Origin of the sequence: Xanthomonas sp. LMG 12460 (assembly GCF_009192895.1) — a bacterium.
Classification (GTDB): Bacteria; Pseudomonadota; Gammaproteobacteria; order Xanthomonadales; family Xanthomonadaceae; genus Xanthomonas_A; species Xanthomonas_A sontii.
This window is the reverse complement of the sequence record NZ_NKUH01000022.1, coordinates 1-17,204: the sequence shown is the minus strand read 5'-3', so window position 1 is coordinate 17,204 and position 17,204 is coordinate 1. Positions and strand designations below refer to the sequence as shown.

The 17,204-nt window shown below is 69.8% G+C and carries 16 protein-coding genes; 7 read left to right on the top strand and 9 right to left on the bottom strand.

The features are described from left to right. Positions 1 to 113 precede the first annotated feature (113 nt). Entirely contained in the window at positions 114 to 758 is a 645-nt protein-coding gene (locus CEK66_RS04865) for a hypothetical protein (RefSeq protein WP_152236124.1), read from the top strand. 156 nt (positions 759 to 914) lie between these two features. Here the strand turns inward: CEK66_RS04865 and CEK66_RS04860 are convergent, their stop codons facing one another. The 9 genes from CEK66_RS04860 to CEK66_RS04820 all read right to left on the bottom strand — a co-directional run bounded on the left by CEK66_RS04860 (position 915) and on the right by CEK66_RS04820 (position 11,198). Further along, positions 915 to 2,204, bottom strand: a complete 1,290-nt coding sequence (locus CEK66_RS04860; protein WP_152236123.1) for a citrate synthase — start codon at positions 2,202 to 2,204, stop codon at positions 915 to 917. A 290-nt stretch (positions 2,205 to 2,494) separates the two neighbouring features. Further along, a complete protein-coding gene (locus tag CEK66_RS04855) occupies positions 2,495 to 2,737 on the bottom strand; it encodes a type B 50S ribosomal protein L31 (RefSeq protein ID WP_010341537.1) in 243 nt (80 codons plus the stop codon). A gap of 145 nt (positions 2,738 to 2,882) precedes the next feature. Further along, a complete protein-coding gene (locus CEK66_RS04850) occupies positions 2,883 to 3,821 on the bottom strand; it encodes a nucleoside hydrolase (protein WP_152236122.1) in 939 nt (312 codons plus the stop codon). 200 nt (positions 3,822 to 4,021) lie between these two features. Continuing rightward, positions 4,022 to 6,172 carry an ATP-dependent DNA helicase RecG gene (gene recG, locus CEK66_RS04845; protein ID WP_152236121.1) on the bottom strand — a complete coding sequence of 717 codons (2,151 nt, stop codon included), beginning with the start codon at positions 6,170 to 6,172 and terminating at the stop codon, positions 4,022 to 4,024. A 9-nt stretch (positions 6,173 to 6,181) separates the two neighbouring features. After that, a complete protein-coding gene (locus CEK66_RS04840) occupies positions 6,182 to 6,565 on the bottom strand; it encodes a RidA family protein (RefSeq protein WP_010341827.1) in 384 nt (127 codons plus the stop codon). A 308-nt stretch (positions 6,566 to 6,873) separates the two neighbouring features. Next, positions 6,874 to 9,045: a bifunctional (p)ppGpp synthetase/guanosine-3',5'-bis(diphosphate) 3'-pyrophosphohydrolase gene (locus CEK66_RS04835; protein ID WP_017909851.1), complete on the bottom strand. Its 2,172-nt coding sequence runs from the start codon at positions 9,043 to 9,045 to the stop codon at positions 6,874 to 6,876. 100 nt (positions 9,046 to 9,145) lie between these two features. Continuing rightward, on the bottom strand, positions 9,146 to 9,445 hold the full coding sequence (gene rpoZ / locus CEK66_RS04830; RefSeq protein ID WP_010343101.1) for a DNA-directed RNA polymerase subunit omega: 300 nt from the start codon (positions 9,443 to 9,445) through the stop codon (positions 9,146 to 9,148). A gap of 112 nt (positions 9,446 to 9,557) precedes the next feature. After that, a complete protein-coding gene (gene gmk, locus CEK66_RS04825) occupies positions 9,558 to 10,184 on the bottom strand; it encodes a guanylate kinase (protein WP_017909850.1) in 627 nt (208 codons plus the stop codon). A 153-nt stretch (positions 10,185 to 10,337) separates the two neighbouring features. Continuing rightward, positions 10,338 to 11,198 (bottom strand): YicC/YloC family endoribonuclease, encoded by an 861-nt coding sequence (locus CEK66_RS04820; protein ID WP_152236120.1) that lies wholly within the window; start codon positions 11,196 to 11,198, stop codon positions 10,338 to 10,340. A gap of 107 nt (positions 11,199 to 11,305) precedes the next feature. On the opposite strand from CEK66_RS04820, the gene rph reads away from it, so the two are divergent. The 6 genes from rph to CEK66_RS04790 all read left to right on the top strand — a co-directional run bounded on the left by rph (position 11,306) and on the right by CEK66_RS04790 (position 17,182). After that, complete coding sequence (gene rph / locus CEK66_RS04815; protein WP_152236119.1) at positions 11,306 to 12,031, top strand: ribonuclease PH; 726 nt, start codon at positions 11,306 to 11,308, stop codon at positions 12,029 to 12,031. Then, the gene (locus CEK66_RS04810; protein ID WP_152236118.1) at positions 12,028 to 12,417 is read left to right on the top strand and encodes a VOC family protein; all 390 of its coding nucleotides are present in this window, start codon (positions 12,028 to 12,030) and stop codon (positions 12,415 to 12,417) included. The genes rph and CEK66_RS04810 overlap by 4 nt, the downstream gene beginning before the upstream one ends. Then, entirely contained in the window at positions 12,414 to 13,025 is a 612-nt protein-coding gene (rdgB, locus tag CEK66_RS04805; protein ID WP_152236117.1) for an RdgB/HAM1 family non-canonical purine NTP pyrophosphatase, read from the top strand. Before CEK66_RS04810 ends, rdgB begins: the two co-directional genes overlap by 4 nt. A 132-nt stretch (positions 13,026 to 13,157) precedes the next feature. Further along, entirely contained in the window at positions 13,158 to 14,387 is a 1,230-nt protein-coding gene (hemW, locus tag CEK66_RS04800) for a radical SAM family heme chaperone HemW (RefSeq protein WP_152236116.1), read from the top strand. Between the two features lie 93 nt (positions 14,388 to 14,480). Further along, the gene (locus tag CEK66_RS04795) at positions 14,481 to 16,844 is read left to right on the top strand and encodes a DUF1631 domain-containing protein (RefSeq protein ID WP_226978494.1); all 2,364 of its coding nucleotides are present in this window, start codon (positions 14,481 to 14,483) and stop codon (positions 16,842 to 16,844) included. Beyond that, positions 16,841 to 17,182, top strand: a complete 342-nt coding sequence (locus CEK66_RS04790) for a PilZ domain-containing protein (RefSeq protein WP_026143711.1) — start codon at positions 16,841 to 16,843, stop codon at positions 17,180 to 17,182. Before CEK66_RS04795 ends, CEK66_RS04790 begins: the two co-directional genes overlap by 4 nt. Positions 17,183 to 17,204: the final 22 nt, after the last annotated feature.

Below are 17,204 nucleotides of genomic sequence, written 5' to 3'. Positions count from 1 at the left end.
TCCCGCCGGGCGCGCCTCGCCCGGCGGACGCCGCCTCAGGCAGCGGCGCCGGCTACACCCGAATTTCGCAAGGCTGCGGTACAGTCGGGGCAGGCTTTGAGGGGAGGCGCACCATGCACCACGCTCGGCAACACGCCCGGACCCGCACGCACGAACGCCGCCGCCGGCTGGCGCATGAAGCCGCCCGGCTGATGGCCGAAGGCGGCATCCGCGATTTCCACCAGGCCAAACTCAAGGCCGCCGACCGGCTCGGCATCCACGACGACGCCTCGCTGCCGCGCAACAGCGAGATCGAGGACGCCCTGCGCGAATACCAGCGGCTGTTCGCCGGCCCCGACCATGCCGGCGAACTGCGCCGGCGCCGCGAGGCGGCGCTGCGCGCGATGGACTTCCTGCACGCCTTCGCGCCACGCCTGGCCGGACCGGTGCACGACGGTACCGCCGACGCCAACAGTCCGGTGCAACTGCACCTGCACAGCGACGACACCGAGGCGGTGGCACGTTTTCTCGAAGAACACCGGATCCCGGCCGAACTGCGCAGCCGCCGCCTGCGCCTGGACCGCGAGCGTAGCGAGGACTTCCCGGTGTGGCTGTTCACCGCCGAGGAGCTGACCTTCGACCTGACCGTGCTGCCCTACGACGCGCTGCGCCAGGCACCGCTGTCGCAGGTGGACGAGAAGCCGATGCGCCGCGCCTCGATGCCGCAACTGCGGCAACTGCTGACCGAGCAGGACATCGCCGACTACCGGTACGGCTGAGCGGCAACGCACAGCGCGTCGGCTGCGGCGGGCGCCGTGGCACCTCGCATGCGCGTGGCGCGCGCGAGGAGGCGGATGTCAGCCATTCCCCGCTTCGACCGCGCAAACAAAAACGCCCCGCGAAGCGGGGCGTTCCTGATGCCATGAGGCGATCGATCAGCGCTTGTCGGCGCTGGTGTAGTCGCGCTTGTCGTAGCCGGTGTAGATCTGGCGCGGACGGCCGATCTTCATTTCCGGGTCGACCTGCTGCTCCAGCCAATGCGAGACCCAGCCGGCGGTACGGGCAATGGCGAACATCACGGTGAACATCTCCACCGGAATGTTCAGCGCCTTGTAGATGATGCCCGAGTAGAAGTCGACGTTCGGGTACAGCTTGCGCTGCACGAAGTAGTCGTCCTTCAGCGCGGCCTCTTCCAGCTTCAGCGCCACTTCCAGCAGCGGGTCGTTGACGCCCAGCTCGCCCAGCACCTTGTGGGTCATCTCGCGGATGATCTTCGCGCGCGGGTCGAAGTTCTTGTACACGCGGTGGCCGAAGCCCATCAGGCGGAAGCTCGAGTTCTTGTCCTTGGCCTTGGCCACGGCGCTCTCGACATTGTCGGCGGTGCCGATCTCTTCCAGCATCTTCAGCACGGCTTCGTTGGCGCCGCCATGCGCCGGGCCCCACAGCGCGGTGATGCCGGCGGCGACCGAGGCGTACGGGTTGGCGCCGGTGGAACCGACCAGACGCACGGTCGAGGTCGAGGCGTTCTGCTCGTGGTCGGCGTGCAGGATGAACAGCAGGTCCAGGGCCTTGGCCACGACCGGATTCATCTGCAGTTGCTCGCTCGGCACCTCGAACATCATGTGCAGGAAGCGCTCGACGTAGCCGAGGTTGTTGCGCGGGTAACGGATCGGCCAACCGATGGAGTAGCGGTAGGCGGCGGCGGCGATGGTCGGCACCTTGGCGATCAGACGGATCGCGGCCAGGCGGCGCTGCTCCGGATCGTTGAGGTCGAGGGTGTCGTGGTAGAACGCCGACAGCGAGGCCACGCTACCGGCGAGCATCGCCATCGGGTGCGCGTCGTGGCGGAAGCCGCCGAGGAAGTTCTTCAGCGACTCGTGCATCATCGTGTGATGCGTCACTTCGTGGTCGAACTTCTTGAATTCGTCGGCGGTGGGCAGCTCGCCGTTCATCAGCAGGTAGGCCACTTCGAGGAAGTTGGACTTCTCGGCCAACTGCTCGATCGGGTAGCCGCGATACAGCAGCACGCCGTTGTCGCCGTCGATGTAGGTGATCGCCGACTTGCAGCTGGCGGTCGCGGTGAAGCCCGAGTCGTAGGTGAAGAGACCGGTCTCCTTGGTCAACTTGGAGATGTCGACGCAATCGTTGCCCAGGGTGGGCTTGAGTACCGGAAGAACGACCGACTTGTCGCCGGCGTTCAACGTGACCTGATCAAGATCGGACACAGTGTGCGCTCCTCGATGGAAGGCGCCTGTCCGATTACGTTGCGAACAGACGCGTGAAGGAAGTCCACGGCAATCGCCACGGATCGCGCCATTATCGCACAGCAGCATTTGCGTCGTCGCTCACCACCCGCGTTGCACGATGGCGGCAGGAAAGCGACACAGCGTTGCATCCTCGCCGCACTTTCACGGAAGGATGACACCGGCGCGTCAACGCCGGGAAGACAGGATGTGGCGAATAGCAAAACGGCCGCGCAAGCGGCCGTCGCTTTACATCCGTTCGACGGTTCCGATCAGCGCGCGTAGCGCTTCTGGAACTTGTCGATGCGGCCGCTGGTGTCGATGACCTTGTGCTTGCCCGTGTAGAACGGGTGCGAAGCCGAGGAGATTTCGACCTTGATCAGCGGATACTCTTCGCCGTCCTCCCACTTGACCGTCTCTTTCGAGGACATGGTCGAACGGGTCAGGATCTTGAAATCGGAGGTGACATCGTGGAACACGACGTCGCGGTACTGGGGATGGATGTCGGCCTTCATGGGCTCGCACCGTAGGTGGCTGCTGGACAAGAGGGAAACTATAACAGCCCTCCTGCCCTACACGCAACGTGTAATTCACACGTTACGTGTAGTCGCCAGCCGCCGCCCTGGGCTCTGAAGCATGTGCAGGCAGGGACCGCCAGGCTCAGCCGGCGCCGACCGCCGCGCGGGCCAGGCCCAGAAAGCGGGCATGGTCGTAGCGGATGAGCATGGTCGCGTTGTCCGGCAGGCCCAGCTGGCGGTTCCAGTCGACCAGGGTGGCGCCGCGGGTGTGCACCCCGGACAGCTCGATCTGCATCGGCCGCGACTGCACCTCCTGGGCGCCGTCGGGCTGCAGCGCCCAAGCCATCGCCAGCGCATCGGCGGCGTACCAGTGCTCGCCGCGTGCGTCTTCCGACCACAGCCGGGTCTTGCGCGAGATCAGCTCGTAGAAGCGCGCCTTGGGCGCATCCACCGCCAGCCACTGCTCGACCTCGCGGTGCGGCAGGCCGTGCGCCACGGTCGCTTCCCAATCCGCCACTTCGATGTGCGGGAACGCCTTGAACACGATGTGCGCCGCCTCCGGATCGAAGGCGATGTTGAACTCGGCGGCCGGGGTGATGTTGCCGTGGCAGGTGATCGCCCCGCCCATCACCAGGAAGCGGCCGACGCGCTGCGGAAGGGTCGGGTCCAGCTTCAGCGCCAGCGCGATGTTGGTCAGCGGCCCCAGCGCGACCAGCAGCAGGCGCCCGGCGTACTGGTGCGACAGGCGCAGGATCGCCAGCGCGGCATGCTCGGCCTCGGCGCCGCGCGCGGCCGGCGGCAGGTCGACGTCGCCGAAACCGTCCTGACCGTGCACGTGCCCGGCGTCCACCGACGGGTGCAGCAGCGGATCGGCGCAGCCGGCGAACACCGGCACATCCTCGCGCCCGGCCACTTCGCACAGTTTCAGCGCGTTGCGCACGGTGTGGCGCAGGCCGACGTTACCGGCGGCGATGGTCAGCCCGACCACCTCGTGGCGCGGATCGGCGAAGGCCATCAGCAGCGCCAGCGCGTCGTCCACGCCGGGGTCGGTATCGATCAACAGGGGAATCTTGTCGCTCATGCGTCGGTTCGCTCGTGCATACGGCCGCCGAGTCTGGCACCGCGGGGCAGGCATGGGAAGAAGCCGGGATTGGGGATTGGGGATTAGGGATTCGCAAAAGCAACGCCACCGCTGTTTGTCGTAGGGGCGGCCGCTTTTTACGAATCCCCGCTTTCAACAGCCGAATGGCTGGTCATCCCCAATGCCGAATCCCGGCCCCATCACGCCCCAGCGAACCGCACCGCCCCACCGACCCAGCGCGCGACGATGCGGTCGGCCAGGACCGGCGCTTCCTCCAGCAACCGGTCGGCCAGCGCGTGCACGCGCGGCAGCAGGCCGGCGTCGCGGGCCAGGTCGGCTACGCGGAACGCGGCCAGGCCGGTCTGGCGGGTGCCGAGCAGTTCGCCGGGACCGCGCAGTTCCAGATCCTTCTCGGCGATGACGAAGCCGTCGTTGGTCTGGCGCATGGTTTCCAGACGCTGCCGCGCCATCGCCGACAGCGGCGCCTGGTACATGAGCACGCAGCTCGACGCCGCCGCGCCGCGCCCGACCCGCCCGCGCAACTGGTGCAGCTGCGCCAGGCCCAGGCGTTCGGCGTTCTCGATGATCATCAGCGAGGCATTGGGCACGTCCACGCCGACCTCGATGACGGTGGTGGCCACCAGCAGGTCGATCTCGCCCTGCTTGAACGCGCGCATCGCCGCCTGCTTCTCCGCCGGCTTCATGCGTCCGTGGACCAGGCCCACGCGCAGTTCCGGCAACTGCGCCGACAACGCTTCGAAGGTGGCCTGCGCGGCGCTGGCCTCGAGCCGGTTGCCGGCACCGCCGCCCTGCGCGGACTTCTCGTTGTCCTCGGCCTCTTCGATCAGGGTGCAGACCCAGTAGGCCTGGCGGCCTTCGGCGCAGGCCACGCGGATGCGCTGCACCAGCTCGGGACGGCGCTCGGCGTTGAGCACGATGGTCTGCACCGGGGTGCGCCCCGGCGGCAGTTCGTCGATCGAGGAGACGTCCAGATCGGCATAGGCGGCCATCGCCAGGGTGCGCGGGATCGGCGTGGCGGTCATCACCAGTTGATGCGGCACGCCCGCGCCGGAAGCGCCCTTGTCGCGCAACGCCAGGCGCTGGTGCACGCCGAAGCGGTGCTGCTCGTCGACGATGGCCAGGGCCAGGTCGTAAAAGCGCACCGCCTCCTGCATCAGCGCGTGCGTGCCGACCACCACCTGCGCCTCGCCCGAGGCGATCTGCGCCAGGGTCGCGCTGCGCGCCTTGCCGGTGACCTTGCCGGCCAGCCAGGCCACGCGCACGCCCAGCGGCTCCAGCCAACCGCGCAGGTTGGCCAGATGCTGTTCGGCGAGCAGTTCCGTGGGCGCGGCCAGCGCCGCCTGCTTGCGCTTGTCCACCGCCAGCATCGCCGCCAGCGCGGCGACCACGGTCTTGCCGCTGCCGACGTCGCCCTGCACCAGCCGCAGCATCGGCGCCGGCCGCTCCAGGTCGGTGCGGATCTGCGCGAACACGCGTTGCTGTGCGCCGGTCAGTTGGAACGGCAGCGACTGCTGCAGGCGCTTGGCCAGCAGCCCGCGGCCGCGCAGCGACGGCGCCGACTGGCACTGCATGGCGATGCGCTGGCGGCGCAGGCTCAGGTGATGCGCGAGCAGTTCCTCCAGCGCCAGGCGCTGCTGCGCCGGATGCAGGCCGGCGGCGAGCGCGGCCAGGTCGGCCTGCGGCGGCGGCCGGTGCGCGACCAGCAACGCACTGCGCAGCGACGGCAGGCCAAGTTCGCTCAGCAGCGACGCCGGCAGCAGTTCCAGTGCCGCCTCCTCCGGCAGCCGGTCCAGCGCCTGGCCGATCAGCCGGCGCACGGTCGCCGGACCGACGCCCTCCACCGCCGGGTACACCGGATCCAGGCGATCGCCCAGCGCCGCATCGTCGCCCTCACCGAGGATCTGGTAGCTGGGATGCACGAACTCCAGCCCGTGCTGGCCCGGCTTGGGCGTGCCGAAGGCGCGCAAGCGCGCGCCGACCGCGAACTGCGCCGCCTGCGCGGCACGGAACTGGAAGAAGCGCAGCACCAGGGTGCCGCGCGACTCATCGGCCACTGCCACGCGCAGCATCGGCCGGTAGCGGAAGCCGCGGTCCACCGCCTGCACCCGCCCCTCGACCTGCGCCGGCACGCCCGGCTGCAGCGCCGCCACCGTGGTCAGGCGGGTGCGGTCCTCATAGCGCAGCGGCAGGTGCAGCCACAGGTCCTGCAGGGTGGACAGACCGCGCGCGGCGAATTTCTCCGCCAGCTTGGGACCGACGCCGGGCAGCGTGGTCAGCGGCACCTCGCCTGCCGCCGACAGCGCCGGCGCCGGAACCTGCACGCGCGGCACGGCGGGAGATCAGTCCAGCACCATCACCGCGTCCACTTCGAAGCCCGCGCCCTTGGGCAGCGCCGAGACTTCGATGGTGGAACGCGCGGGGAACGGCGCCTGGAAGTAGTCCTGCATCACCGCATTGACCTGCGCGAACTGCGCCAGGTCGGTGAGGTACAGCCCCAGGCGCACGATGCGATCCAGCGAGCCGCCGGCCGCCTCGGCCACCGCCTGCAGGTTGTCGAACGCGCGGCGCGCCTGAGCGGCGATGTCGCCGGCGACGATCTCGCCGGTGGCCGGATCCAGCGGGATCTGCCCGGAGAAGTACACGGTGTTGCCGGCGCGCACGGCCTGCGAATACGGGCCGATCGCGGCCGGTGCACGGTCGGTATGGATGATCTGGCGGGACATGGCGACTCCGTTGGAAGAATGTCCGCCTAGTTTAGCTGGCGTGCGCGGCTGGGGATTGGGGATTGGGGAGCATGACCGAGACAGGATCGCGACCAAGCGTTCTTTCGCAGGCGTCGACCGTCATGCAGCCGCGTTGGCAGGCGGCGCGGACGATGCCCGATCACGTGCACTGGCACGAAGCCCCAGTCCATTCCTTGTGGGAGCGGCTTCAGCCGCGACGAGTGAAGCAGAAAGCCGCCCGACACCATCACGCGTCGGGACTGAAGTCCCTCCCACAAGAACTCCCGACCCATTCCGCCCGGCACCGCCTACTGGCGGCGCACGCTCTGCACCGCATTCAAGCGCCGCAGCCGGCGCATCACTTCGGCCAGGTGGTTACGGTCGCGCACCTGGATGTTGAAGCGCAGCACCGCGGCGTTGAAGTCGCGGTCCAGGTAGTCGACGCGCTCGATGTTGGACTGGCTCTGCGCGATCGCCGCGGCCAGCTGCGCCAGCACGCCGGTGCGGTTCTCCACGTCCACCACCAGCGCGGTGTCGTAGTCGCCGATGACGCTGGTATCCCAGCCGATCGGCACCCAGCGCTCGGGCGACTTGCGCAGTTCGGCCAGGTTCGGACAGTCCAGGCGATGCACCACGATGCCCTTGCCGGCGGTGTGGTAGCCCATGATCTCGTCGCCAGGAATCGGCTGGCAGCAATTGGCGAAGCTGACCACGCCGCGCTCGGTGCCGTTGATCAGGATCTTTTCCTGCGAGTGCTTGGAATGCCCGCCGCCGCGCAGTTCGGCATACGCCATCAGCGCCTGCGCGGCCTGGTTGGGCATCCAGTTGCCCAACGCCACGTCGGCCAGCAGCGCTTCCAGGCGCGGATAGCGATGCTCGCTGAGGAACGAATCCAGGCGCCCCTTGGGCAGTCGCTCCAGCGAGCTGTCCATCGCCTCCAGCGCGCGATCGAGCATGCGATGGCCGAGCTGCACCGCGTCCTCGTGTTCGAGCTGCTTGAGCTGGTGGCGGATCGCGGTGCGCGCCTTGCTGCTGACCACGAACTCCAGCCACTGCGGCTTGGGCGTGGCCGAGCGCGCGGTGATCACTTCCACCGTCTGTCCGCTGACCAGCTTGGTGCGCAGCGGCACCAGCTTCTTGTCCACGCGCGAGGCGACCGCGCGGTTGCCGACGTCGGTGTGCACCGCATAGGCGAAGTCCAGCGCGGTGGAATTGCGCGGCAGCGCCAGGATCTTGCCCTTGGGCGTGAACAGGTAGACCTCGTCCGGGAACAGGTCGACCTTGACGTTGTCCAGGAACTCCAGCGACGAGCCGGCGGCGCGCTGCGATTCGATCAGCTCAACGATCCACGCATGCGCGCGGCTCTGCGCGCTGTTGGGCGAGTCGCCACCGAACTTGTAGGTCCAGTGCGCGGCGACGCCGCGTTCGGCGATCAGGTCCATTTCCTCGGTGCGGATCTGCACCTCGATCGGCGAGCCGTAGGGCCCGAACAGCACCGTATGCAGCGACTGGTAGCCGTTGGCCTTGGGTATGGCGATGAAGTCGCGGAAGCGCGCATCCAGCGGCTTGAAGGTGGCGTGCACCGCGCCGAGGGCGTGGTAGCAGTCGGGCACGCCGCGCACCACCAACCGGAAGCCGAACACGTCCATCACCTGGTCGAAGGATTTGTTCTCGTCGCGCATCTTGTTGTAGATGCTCCACGGCGTCTTGATCCGGCTCACCAGCCGGTGCTCCAGCCCTTCCTTGGCCAGGCGCTGCGACAACTGCACTTCCACCTGCGCCATCGATTCGCGGCGCACCACCGGCTGGCTGCGGATGTGTTTTTCGATGATCGCGTGGCGCCACGGATGCAGCGCGCGGAAGCCGAGGTTCTGCAGCTCGGACTTCATCAGGCTCATGCCCAGGCGCTGAGCGATCGGCGCGTAGATCTCCAGGGTCTCGCGGGCGATGCGGCTGCGCGCCTCGGCGCTCTGCGCGCCCAGCGTGCGCATGTTGTGCAGGCGATCGGCGAGCTTGATCATGATCACGCGCAGGTCGCGCGACATCGCCAGCAGCATCTTGCGGAAGCTCTCGGCGGCCGCTTCCTGGCGGTCGCGGAACTTGAGCTTGTCCAGCTTGGTGACACCGTCGACCAGTTCCGCCACCGCCTCGCCGAACTCGGCGGCCAGCTCGGCGCGGGTCAGCGGCGTGTCTTCGATGGTGTCGTGCAGGATCGCGGCGATCAGCGCTTCCACGTCCAGGCCCAGCTCGGCCAGTACACCGGCTACCGCCACCGGGTGGGTGATGTAGGGCTCGCCGGACTTGCGGGTCTGCCCCGCGTGCGCGGCCGCACCGACCTCCCAGGCGCGGCGCAGCAGCGGGATCTGCTCGGGCGGCAGATAGCTGGCGCTGCGTTCGAGCTGCAGGACGTAGTCGGGGACCGCCTCGTCGGCCGACGATGGCGCGGCGTGGGCGACCTGGGCAGAAGGGCCTGGGTTCATGCGGAAAGACTATGCCAGCGGCGCGTGGACGGCAAACCCGCAAAACGAAACAGCCCGCGGATGCGGGCTGTTCGCAGGACGATCGCGACGCGGGACGCGATCAGTCGTCGTTCTTGGACATGTCCTCGTCGGCCACCACTTCGGCCGCGGCCCATTCCAGGGCTTCACGCTCGGCGCGCTCGCGCTCGGCCTTCTCGACCTCGTCGATCAGCGCGTTGTCGATCTTGCGCGCGGCGATCTCGCGCAGCGCCAGCACGGTCGGCTTGTCGGCCGACTCGGTGTTGTCGAGGGTGGCCTGCACGCCGTTGGCGAGCTGGCGGGCGCGCTTGGACGCCATCATGACCAGTTCGAAACGGTTGTTAACGACTTCCAGGCAATCTTCTACGGTGATGCGGGCCATGCGGGCTCCCGGCGGGCCGGCGGCGGCCACGCGTTCGAATGAGGGAAAGGGCGGGGATTGTAGGGCGACAACCGCCCGAGATCAACCCCACCCCATTCAGTTCCCTTTGGAATCAGCCAGTTGGCTGTTCCTGCAGGAGGGTATCGATCAGCGCGGCATGGCGCTGCTGCTGCTGCGGCCGGCGCAGGCGGCTGGCGACGAAGATCGCGCACATCTCGTCCACCGCGGTGTCGAAATGCTCGTTGACGATCACGTAGTCGAAGTCGGCGTAGTGCGACATCTCCTCGCGCGCGGCGGCCAGCCGCTGCGCGATCACCGCCTCGCTGTCCTGGCCGCGCTTGCGCATGCGCTGCTCCAGGGCCTCGCGCGACGGCGGCAGGATGAACACGCTGACCGCGTCCGGCACCTTGGCCCGCACCTGGCGCGCGCCCTGCCAGTCGATCTCCAGCAGCACGTCGTGGCCGGCGGCCAGCTGCGGCTCCACCGACTGCCGCGCCGTGCCCTTCCAGTCGCCGTGCACGCGGGCGTACTCGAAGAAGTCGCCGGCATCGATCATCCGCTGGAACTCGTCGGCGGAGACGAAATGGTAGTGCTCCGCGTGGCGTTCGCCCGGCCGCGGCGCGCGCGAGGTGAACGAGATCGACAGCGCGATCTGCGGGTCGCGCGCCAGAGTGGCGTTGACGATGCTGCTCTTGCCGGCGCCGGAGGGGGCCGCCACGATGTAGAGAGTGCCGCGCATAGGGTCAGGGATTCGGGATTGGGGAGTCGGGATTCGCGAACGGGGCCGCGGGCCGATACCCACGGGGTCGATATGCTACCCGGTATGGACGTGACCCGCCCGGCACTCGGAATCCGCCTTCCCAATCCCCAATCTCGACTCCCGCCATCCCGGCTATTCCAGGTTCTGCACCTGCTCGCGGATCTGGTCGATCAGCACCTTCAGTTCCACCGCGGCGTTGGAGGTGCGGCTGTCCACCGACTTCGAGCCCAGGGTGTTGGCCTCGCGGTTGAACTCCTGCAGCAGGAAGTCCAGGCGCCGGCCGGCCGGTTCCGGCTGGCGCAGGACGCGGCGCAGTTCCTTGATGTGGCTGCCGAGCCGGTCCAGTTCCTCGTCCACATCGAGCTTCTGCAGCCACAGCACCAGCTCCTGCTCGGCGCGGCCGGGATCGACCGGATGCGGCAGATCGGCCAGGCGCGCCGCCAGCTTGGCGCGCTGGCCGTCGCGGATGGCGGGGATCAGCGTGCGCACCTCGCCGGCGATGCGTTCCACCGCATCGACGCGCTCGACGATGGCCGCGGCCAGCTTGCCGCCCTCGCGCTCGCGCGCGGCGACGAACTCGGCCAACACCTCGTCCAGCAGTTCCAGCGCCTGCGCCTGCAGCGCCGCCGGATCGGCCGTCTGCCCCTGCAGCACGCCGGGCAGCTGCAGCAGGTCGACGAACTGCACCTGCATCTGCGGGAAACGCATTCCCAGCCGTTGCGCAAGCACACCCAGCTGCTCGACCAGGGCCTCGTTCACCGCCAGGGTCTGCGCTGCCTCCGGCGCGCGCAGGCGCAGCATCAGGTCGAGCTTGCCGCGGCTGATCCGCGCGGCGACGCGTTCGCGCAGTTGCGGCTCCAACGCGCGCAGTTCTTCCGGCAGGCGGACGCCGACTTCCAGGAAACGGTGGTTGACCGAGCGCAGCTCGCATCCCAGCGTGCCCCAGGGAGTGATGCGCTCGGCGCCGGCATAGGCGGTCATGCTGCGGATCATGCGGTGTTCCGGTGCGGACAGGGGGCGAATGTTAACCTAGCGCCCTTTCCTGCCTCACCGACGCGGTCACAGGCCGCGCACGGCCCCGCCCTTCCCGGAACCCCTGCATGTCCTTCTCCCGTCCCAGCGGCCGCACGGCCGATCAGTTGCGCCCGGTCCGCATCGAACGCGCCTTCACCCGCCACGCCGAAGGCTCGGTCCTGGTCAGCTTCGGCGACACCCGCGTGCTGTGCAACGCCAGCGTCGAGAACCGCGTGCCGGGCTTCTTGCGCGGCAAGGGCGAAGGCTGGGTCACCGCCGAATACGGCATGCTGCCGCGCGCCACCCACTCGCGTTCCGATCGCGAAGCCGCGCGCGGCAAGCAGGGCGGACGCACGCTGGAGATCCAGCGTCTGATCGGCCGCGCGCTGCGCGCCTGCGTCGACCGCACGGCGCTGGGCGAGCGCACCATCACCCTGGACTGCGACGTGCTGCAGGCCGACGGCGGTACCCGCACCGCCGCCATCACCGGCGCCTACGTGGCGCTGGTGGATGCGGTGAACTGGCTGCAGAAGCGCGGCGACCTGAAGAAGCCGGTAGTGCTGGGCGCGGTCGCCGCGGTCTCGGTCGGCGTGTACCGCGGCGTGCCGTTGCTGGACCTGGACTACGCCGAGGACAGCGACTGCGACACCGACATGAACGTGGTGATGAACGATGGCGGCGGCTTCATCGAGCTGCAGGGCACCGCCGAGGGCCACGCCTTCCGCCGCGACGAACTGGACGCGCTGCTCGGCCTGGCCGAGCGCGGCATCGGCGAACTGCTGGCGGCACAGCGCGCCGCCCTGGCGCAATGAACCGGCGCCTGGCCCTGGTCACCCTGGTGGTGGCCGACTACGACGAGGCCATCGCCTGGTACACCGGCAAGCTGGGCTTCCAGGTGCTGGAGGACGTGGACCAGGGCCACAAGCGCTGGGTCGTGGTCGGGCCCGGCGATGCGCGCGGCGCGGCGCTGCTGCTGGCGCGCGCCAGCGACGACGCGCAGCGCAGCCGCATCGGCGACCAGACCGGGGGCCGCGTCGGCTTCTTCCTGCACACCGACGACTTCCAGCGCGACCATGCGGCGATGCTGGCCGCCGGTGTGGAATTCCTGGAAGCCCCTCGCCACGAACCCTACGCCACGGTCGCGGTGTTCCGCGATCTGTACGGCAACACCTGGGATCTGCTGGAGCCCACCGCATGAAACTGGTCCTGGCCAGCAGCAACGCCGGCAAGCTCGAAGAACTGCATGCCCTGCTCGACGACGTGGGGGTCGAGTTGATCGCGCAATCCACGCTCGGCGTCAGCGATGCCGATGAGACCGGCCTGACCTTCGTCGAGAACGCGCTGCTCAAGGCGCGCCACGCCGCCCACATCACTGGGTTGCCGGCGCTGGCCGACGACTCCGGCATCTGCGTGGACGCGCTGCACGGCGCGCCGGGCCTGTATTCGGCGCGCTACGCCGGCGAGCACGGCAATGCGCAGGCCAACATCGACAAGCTGCTGGACGCGCTGCGCGATGTCCCCGACGCGCAGCGCGGCGCGCATTTCTACTGCGTGCTGGTGCTGCTGCGGCATGCCGAGGATCCGCAACCGCTGCTGGTGGAAGGGCGCTGGCGCGGCCGCATCGCGCATGCGCGTGCCGGCACCGGCGGGCATGGCTACGACCCGGTGTTCCTGGATCCGGACCACGGCCAGACCGCCGCCGAGATGCCGCTGGCGCTGAAGAACCGCATCAGCCACCGCGCCCTCGCCCTGCAACAGCTCAAGCAGCGCCTGGCGGACCATCTTGCGGCGCATCCCGCCGAGTGACCGCACCGCGCGCAGGCACCGGGCCAGTCAGGACACCGCGGCGCGCGCAGACTGCCCTGCGCCGCTGCGCCAAGCCCTGAACCCTCCGGCGCCCGCACCGCCCGCATCTCCGTTTCCAGATTCCCGCCCGCCATGCCGCACGCCCACGACCATTGCCAGCATCCGCCCGGCACCGCCTGCCCGGATCCGTCCGCGCACGCCGACACCCCGACGCTGGTGCCGCCACCGCTGTCGCTCTACGTGCACCTGCCCTGGTGCGTGCGCAAATGCCCGTACTGCGATTTCAATTCGCATGCGGCCAAGGGCGCGCTGCCGTTCGACGCCTATGTGGATGCGCTGATCCGCGACCTGGACCAGGACCTGCCGCTGGTCTGGGGCCGCGTAGTCAACAGCGTGTTCTTCGGCGGCGGTACGCCCAGCCTGTTTCCGCCCGAGGCGATCGATCGCTTCCTGCAGGCGGCCAGCGCCCGGCTGCGCTTCGCGCCGGGCCTGGAGATCACCCTGGAGACCAACCCCGGCACCGCCGAGCATGGCCGCTTCGACCGCTACCTGGCGGCCGGGGTGAATCGCCTGAGCTTCGGCATCCAGAGCTTCGACGACGCGGCCCTGCAGCGGCTGGGCCGCATCCACGACGGCGCCGAGGCCGAGCGTGCGGTGAAGCTGGCGCAGGACGCCGGCTATGCCAATGTCAACCTGGACCTGATGTACGCGCTGCCGCAGCAGACCCTGGCCGAGGCCGAGCGCGACATCGCGCAGGCGCTGGCGCTGCAGCCGACCCACCTGAGCCACTACCAGCTCACCCTGGAACCGAACACCGTGTTCGCCGCGCGACCGCCGCAGGGCATGCCCGAGGACGACGACGCCTGGGACATGCAGGAGCGCTGCCAGGCGCTGCTGGCCGAGGCCGGCTTCGCACAGTACGAAGTCAGCGCCTACGCCCGCGCCGGTTATCGCTGCGCGCACAACCTCAACTACTGGACCTTCGGCGACTATCTCGGCATCGGTGCCGGCGCGCACGGCAAGATCAGCTCCGGCGCCGAACAGAACATCCTGCGCCGCTGGAAGCACAAGCATCCACAGGCGTTCCTGGACGCGGCGGGGATGCCGGCGGCGATCGGCGGCGACGAGTGGATCGCGCCGGAGCGGCGCCCGTTCGAGTACATGCTCAACGCCCTGCGCCTCAACGGCGGCTTCGCGCTGCGCGACTTCAGCGCGCGCACCGGCCTGCCGCTGCAGGCGATCGCCCCGGCCCTGGCCACCGCGCAGGCCCGCGACTGGCTGCGGGTGGACGCCGGCCACGCGGTCCCGACCGAGCTGGGACGGCGGTTCACCAACGACGTGATCGCCCTGTTCCTGCCCTGAGCCGCGCCGCCCGCCTTGGTTGCGGCGGCGGATCGTGCTACATACCGCGCAGAAAAGTATAACGGCGATCACAGGATGCCCCTGTCTGCGACCATGTCGGCCCCGCCAGCGACGCTTGCCAGCGCCGCCCTGCCGGCGCGCGTGCGCGACATCCTGCAGGCCTTGAACAGCCTGCTGTGGCAGGCCCTGGAGCTGCCGCTGCAGGCGACCCTGGACGAGCTGGAGCAGGACTTGCTCGAGCAGGCCGGGCGCGCCCGCAATGGCCAGGTGCAACAGGACCTGTTCCAGGAGGCGCAACGCGTGCGCACGCAGCGCGGGCGCCTGGCGCCGTTCTACCAGGCGCAGCTGGAAGCCGGGCTTGCCAGGATCCGCAGCCCCTTGGCGACGGCCGCTGCGCCGCGAGTAGCCAAGGCAGGTGCCACGCAGATGCTGACCCTGGTCGCCGACGTGGATATCGACCGCGACATCGTGCTGCACGAGATCGCCCGCCGCGAGGCGATCCGCTGCAATATCCCGCTGCAGTTGCTCGGCCAGCGCTTCGGCGTGCTGGCGGCGCGGCCCGCCTTCGAGATCGAGCAACTGCCGCTGGGACCGCACGCGCTGTGCCGGCTGCTGCGCACCGCCGGCGAAGCGTTGGGCCTTGGCCTGGACACGCAATTGGCGCTGTATCGCGCCTTCGAACGGCAGGTGCTGGCGCGCTACGGCGAGATGGTGGAACGGGCCAATGTCCTGCTGACCCACGCCGGGGTGCTGCCCGGCCTGATCTATCTGCCCTACGTGGCGCGCAGCACCAATGTCGACCCGGGCACGCGGCGCGCGGCGCGCATGCCCGGCGTCGCGGTGCCGCACGCTGCGGGCAGCGCCCCCCGCGGGAACGCCAGCGCTCCTGGTCAAGCCGCTCCCGCCATGGGCGTGCCGCCGGGGCCTGCCGCGACGGCACCGCTGCCGCCAGCGGGCGCGGCAGCCGGCGCCGCGGAACCGGCCGCCAGCGGCCCGGACCTGGCCACCCTGCGCCAGTTGCTGACCGCGGCGCGCGCCAAGGCCGTGCCCGCCACGGCGGTGCCCACGACTGAGACTGCCGGTGCCGCCGCGCTCCCGGCGCGGCCGGCGAGCGCCGCCGGTGCGGCCCCGGTGCCGACCGCCAGCCTGCTGGAGGCCTTGGGCGAACTGCAGGCGCAGCCGCCGGCCCACAGCACCCTGGGCGGGCTGCGCGGACGCCGCCACCTGCGCGACGTGCAGACCGCCTTGTTGCAGGCGCTGCGCGCCACCCACGGCGCGCAGGCGACCCTGGCAGCACAGCAGGCCGACACCTTCGACCTGCTCGGCCTGCTGTACGGCGAGATCGAGCGCGAGGTACGCCCCGACGCGCCGGCCGCGGCGCTGCTGGAACGCCTGCAGGTGCCGCTGGTGCGCGCCGCGCTGCAGGATCCGGCGTTCTTCGCGCGCAGCCGGCACCCGGCGCGGGAACTGCTCAATGCCGTCGCCGAATCCGGCGCCACCTGGCTGGGCGAAGAGGACAGCGATCCGACGCTGCTGCTCAAGCTCAACCAGGCCGTGGACCGCGTGATCGAGGAGTACGAAGGCGACGAGACCGTCTTCGAGCAGGCCCACCAGGAGATCCAGGCGCAGCAGCGCAGCCTGGCGCACAAGGCCGAGATCGCCGAGCGCCGGCACGTCGAGGCCGCGCGCGGCAAGGAACGGCTGGAGCTGGCCAAGCAGACCGCGACCGCCACCCTGGAGGCGCTGTGCAGCGCCCGGCAACCGCCGGGTTTCGTGCAGACCCTGCTGCAGCAGGCCTGGTCCGACGTGCTGGTGCTGACCCTGCTGCGTCAGGGCGAGGACTCGGAGACCTGGCGCGAGCGCATCGGCCTGGCCGAGCGCATCGCCGAGGTCACCTGCCGCAGCGAGGGCGCCTCCGATGCCGCCCTGGCCGAGCGCGTGGGCCAGGCGCTGCTGCAGGTGGGCTACCACCAGCAGGAAGCCGAGGCCATCGCTCGTCGCCTGTCCACGCCCGGCGGCACCGACGCCACCACCTCGCGCACCGAACTCAGCGTGCGGCTGAAGGCGCGCACCCGCCTCGGCGAGCAGGGCGAGGACGGCGAGCGCCCCTCGCTGCCGCCGCGCAACGAGGCCGAACAGGCCGCGTATGCGCGGTTGCGCACGCTGCCGTTCGGCACCTGGTTCGAATTCGTCGTCAACCAGCAAGGCGACCTGAAGCGGCAACGCCTGTCCTGGTACAGCCCGATCACCGAGCGTGCGTTGTTCGTCAACCAGCGCGGGCAGAAGGCCGCCGAACACACGCTCGACGGATTGGCGCGGCTGCTGGCGCAGGGACAGGCGCGCATCGTCAGCGAGGACCGCGCCCGCCTGATCGACCGCGCCTGGCAGGCCGCGGTGCGCGCGCTGCGCACCCTGGCCGGCGTTCCCGCCGACGACGACGCCATGGAGGGCGCATGAGCGCAGACGCTCGCCGATCGCCGCGCCTCCAGGTTCCGGACATGGTGCCGGTGCTGGACCTGATGGAAGACGCCGTGGTCGGCCGCCTCGGCAATGTCTCCGAACACGGCATGCTGCTGCTCGCCTCGGCACCGCTGCACGAGGACGCGCTGTACCAGTTGCGCTTCGCGATACCGCACGCCGACCGCGACGTGCAGATCGATATCGGCGCGCACCTGTTGTGGAGCGAACCCTCGCACGCACCGGGCCAGGCCTGGGCCGGCTTCCGCTTCCTGACCATTTCCCCTGCGCACCGCGACCTGCTGCGGCAGTGGATCAACGCTGCGACCGGCGGCTAGCTGTGATCTCTCAGTAGGTTGT

What these genes read in the sequence shown, in the direction of transcription:
- hemW (WP_152236116.1), top strand. Translation starts at nt 13,158, where the DNA reads ATGCCGCACGCCCACGACCATTGCCAGCATCCGCCCGGCACCGCCTGC.
- CEK66_RS04790 (WP_026143711.1), top strand. Translation starts at nt 16,841, where the DNA reads ATGAGCGCAGACGCTCGCCGATCGCCGCGCCTCCAGGTTCCGGACATG.
- CEK66_RS04840 (WP_010341827.1), bottom strand. Translation starts at nt 6,565, where the DNA reads ATGTCCCGCCAGATCATCCATACCGACCGTGCACCGGCCGCGATCGGC.
- rph (WP_152236119.1), top strand. Translation starts at nt 11,306, where the DNA reads ATGTCCTTCTCCCGTCCCAGCGGCCGCACGGCCGATCAGTTGCGCCCG.
- CEK66_RS04810 (WP_152236118.1), top strand. Translation starts at nt 12,028, where the DNA reads ATGAACCGGCGCCTGGCCCTGGTCACCCTGGTGGTGGCCGACTACGAC.
- CEK66_RS04795 (WP_226978494.1), top strand. Translation starts at nt 14,481, where the DNA reads ATGTCGGCCCCGCCAGCGACGCTTGCCAGCGCCGCCCTGCCGGCGCGC.
- CEK66_RS04820 (WP_152236120.1), bottom strand. Translation starts at nt 11,198, where the DNA reads ATGATCCGCAGCATGACCGCCTATGCCGGCGCCGAGCGCATCACTCCC.
- rpoZ (WP_010343101.1), bottom strand. Translation starts at nt 9,445, where the DNA reads ATGGCCCGCATCACCGTAGAAGATTGCCTGGAAGTCGTTAACAACCGT.
- CEK66_RS04865 (WP_152236124.1), top strand. Translation starts at nt 114, where the DNA reads ATGCACCACGCTCGGCAACACGCCCGGACCCGCACGCACGAACGCCGC.
- gmk (WP_017909850.1), bottom strand. Translation starts at nt 10,184, where the DNA reads ATGCGCGGCACTCTCTACATCGTGGCGGCCCCCTCCGGCGCCGGCAAG.
- CEK66_RS04855 (WP_010341537.1), bottom strand. Translation starts at nt 2,737, where the DNA reads ATGAAGGCCGACATCCATCCCCAGTACCGCGACGTCGTGTTCCACGAT.
- CEK66_RS04850 (WP_152236122.1), bottom strand. Translation starts at nt 3,821, where the DNA reads ATGAGCGACAAGATTCCCCTGTTGATCGATACCGACCCCGGCGTGGAC.
- CEK66_RS04835 (WP_017909851.1), bottom strand. Translation starts at nt 9,045, where the DNA reads ATGAACCCAGGCCCTTCTGCCCAGGTCGCCCACGCCGCGCCATCGTCG.
- rdgB (WP_152236117.1), top strand. Translation starts at nt 12,414, where the DNA reads ATGAAACTGGTCCTGGCCAGCAGCAACGCCGGCAAGCTCGAAGAACTG.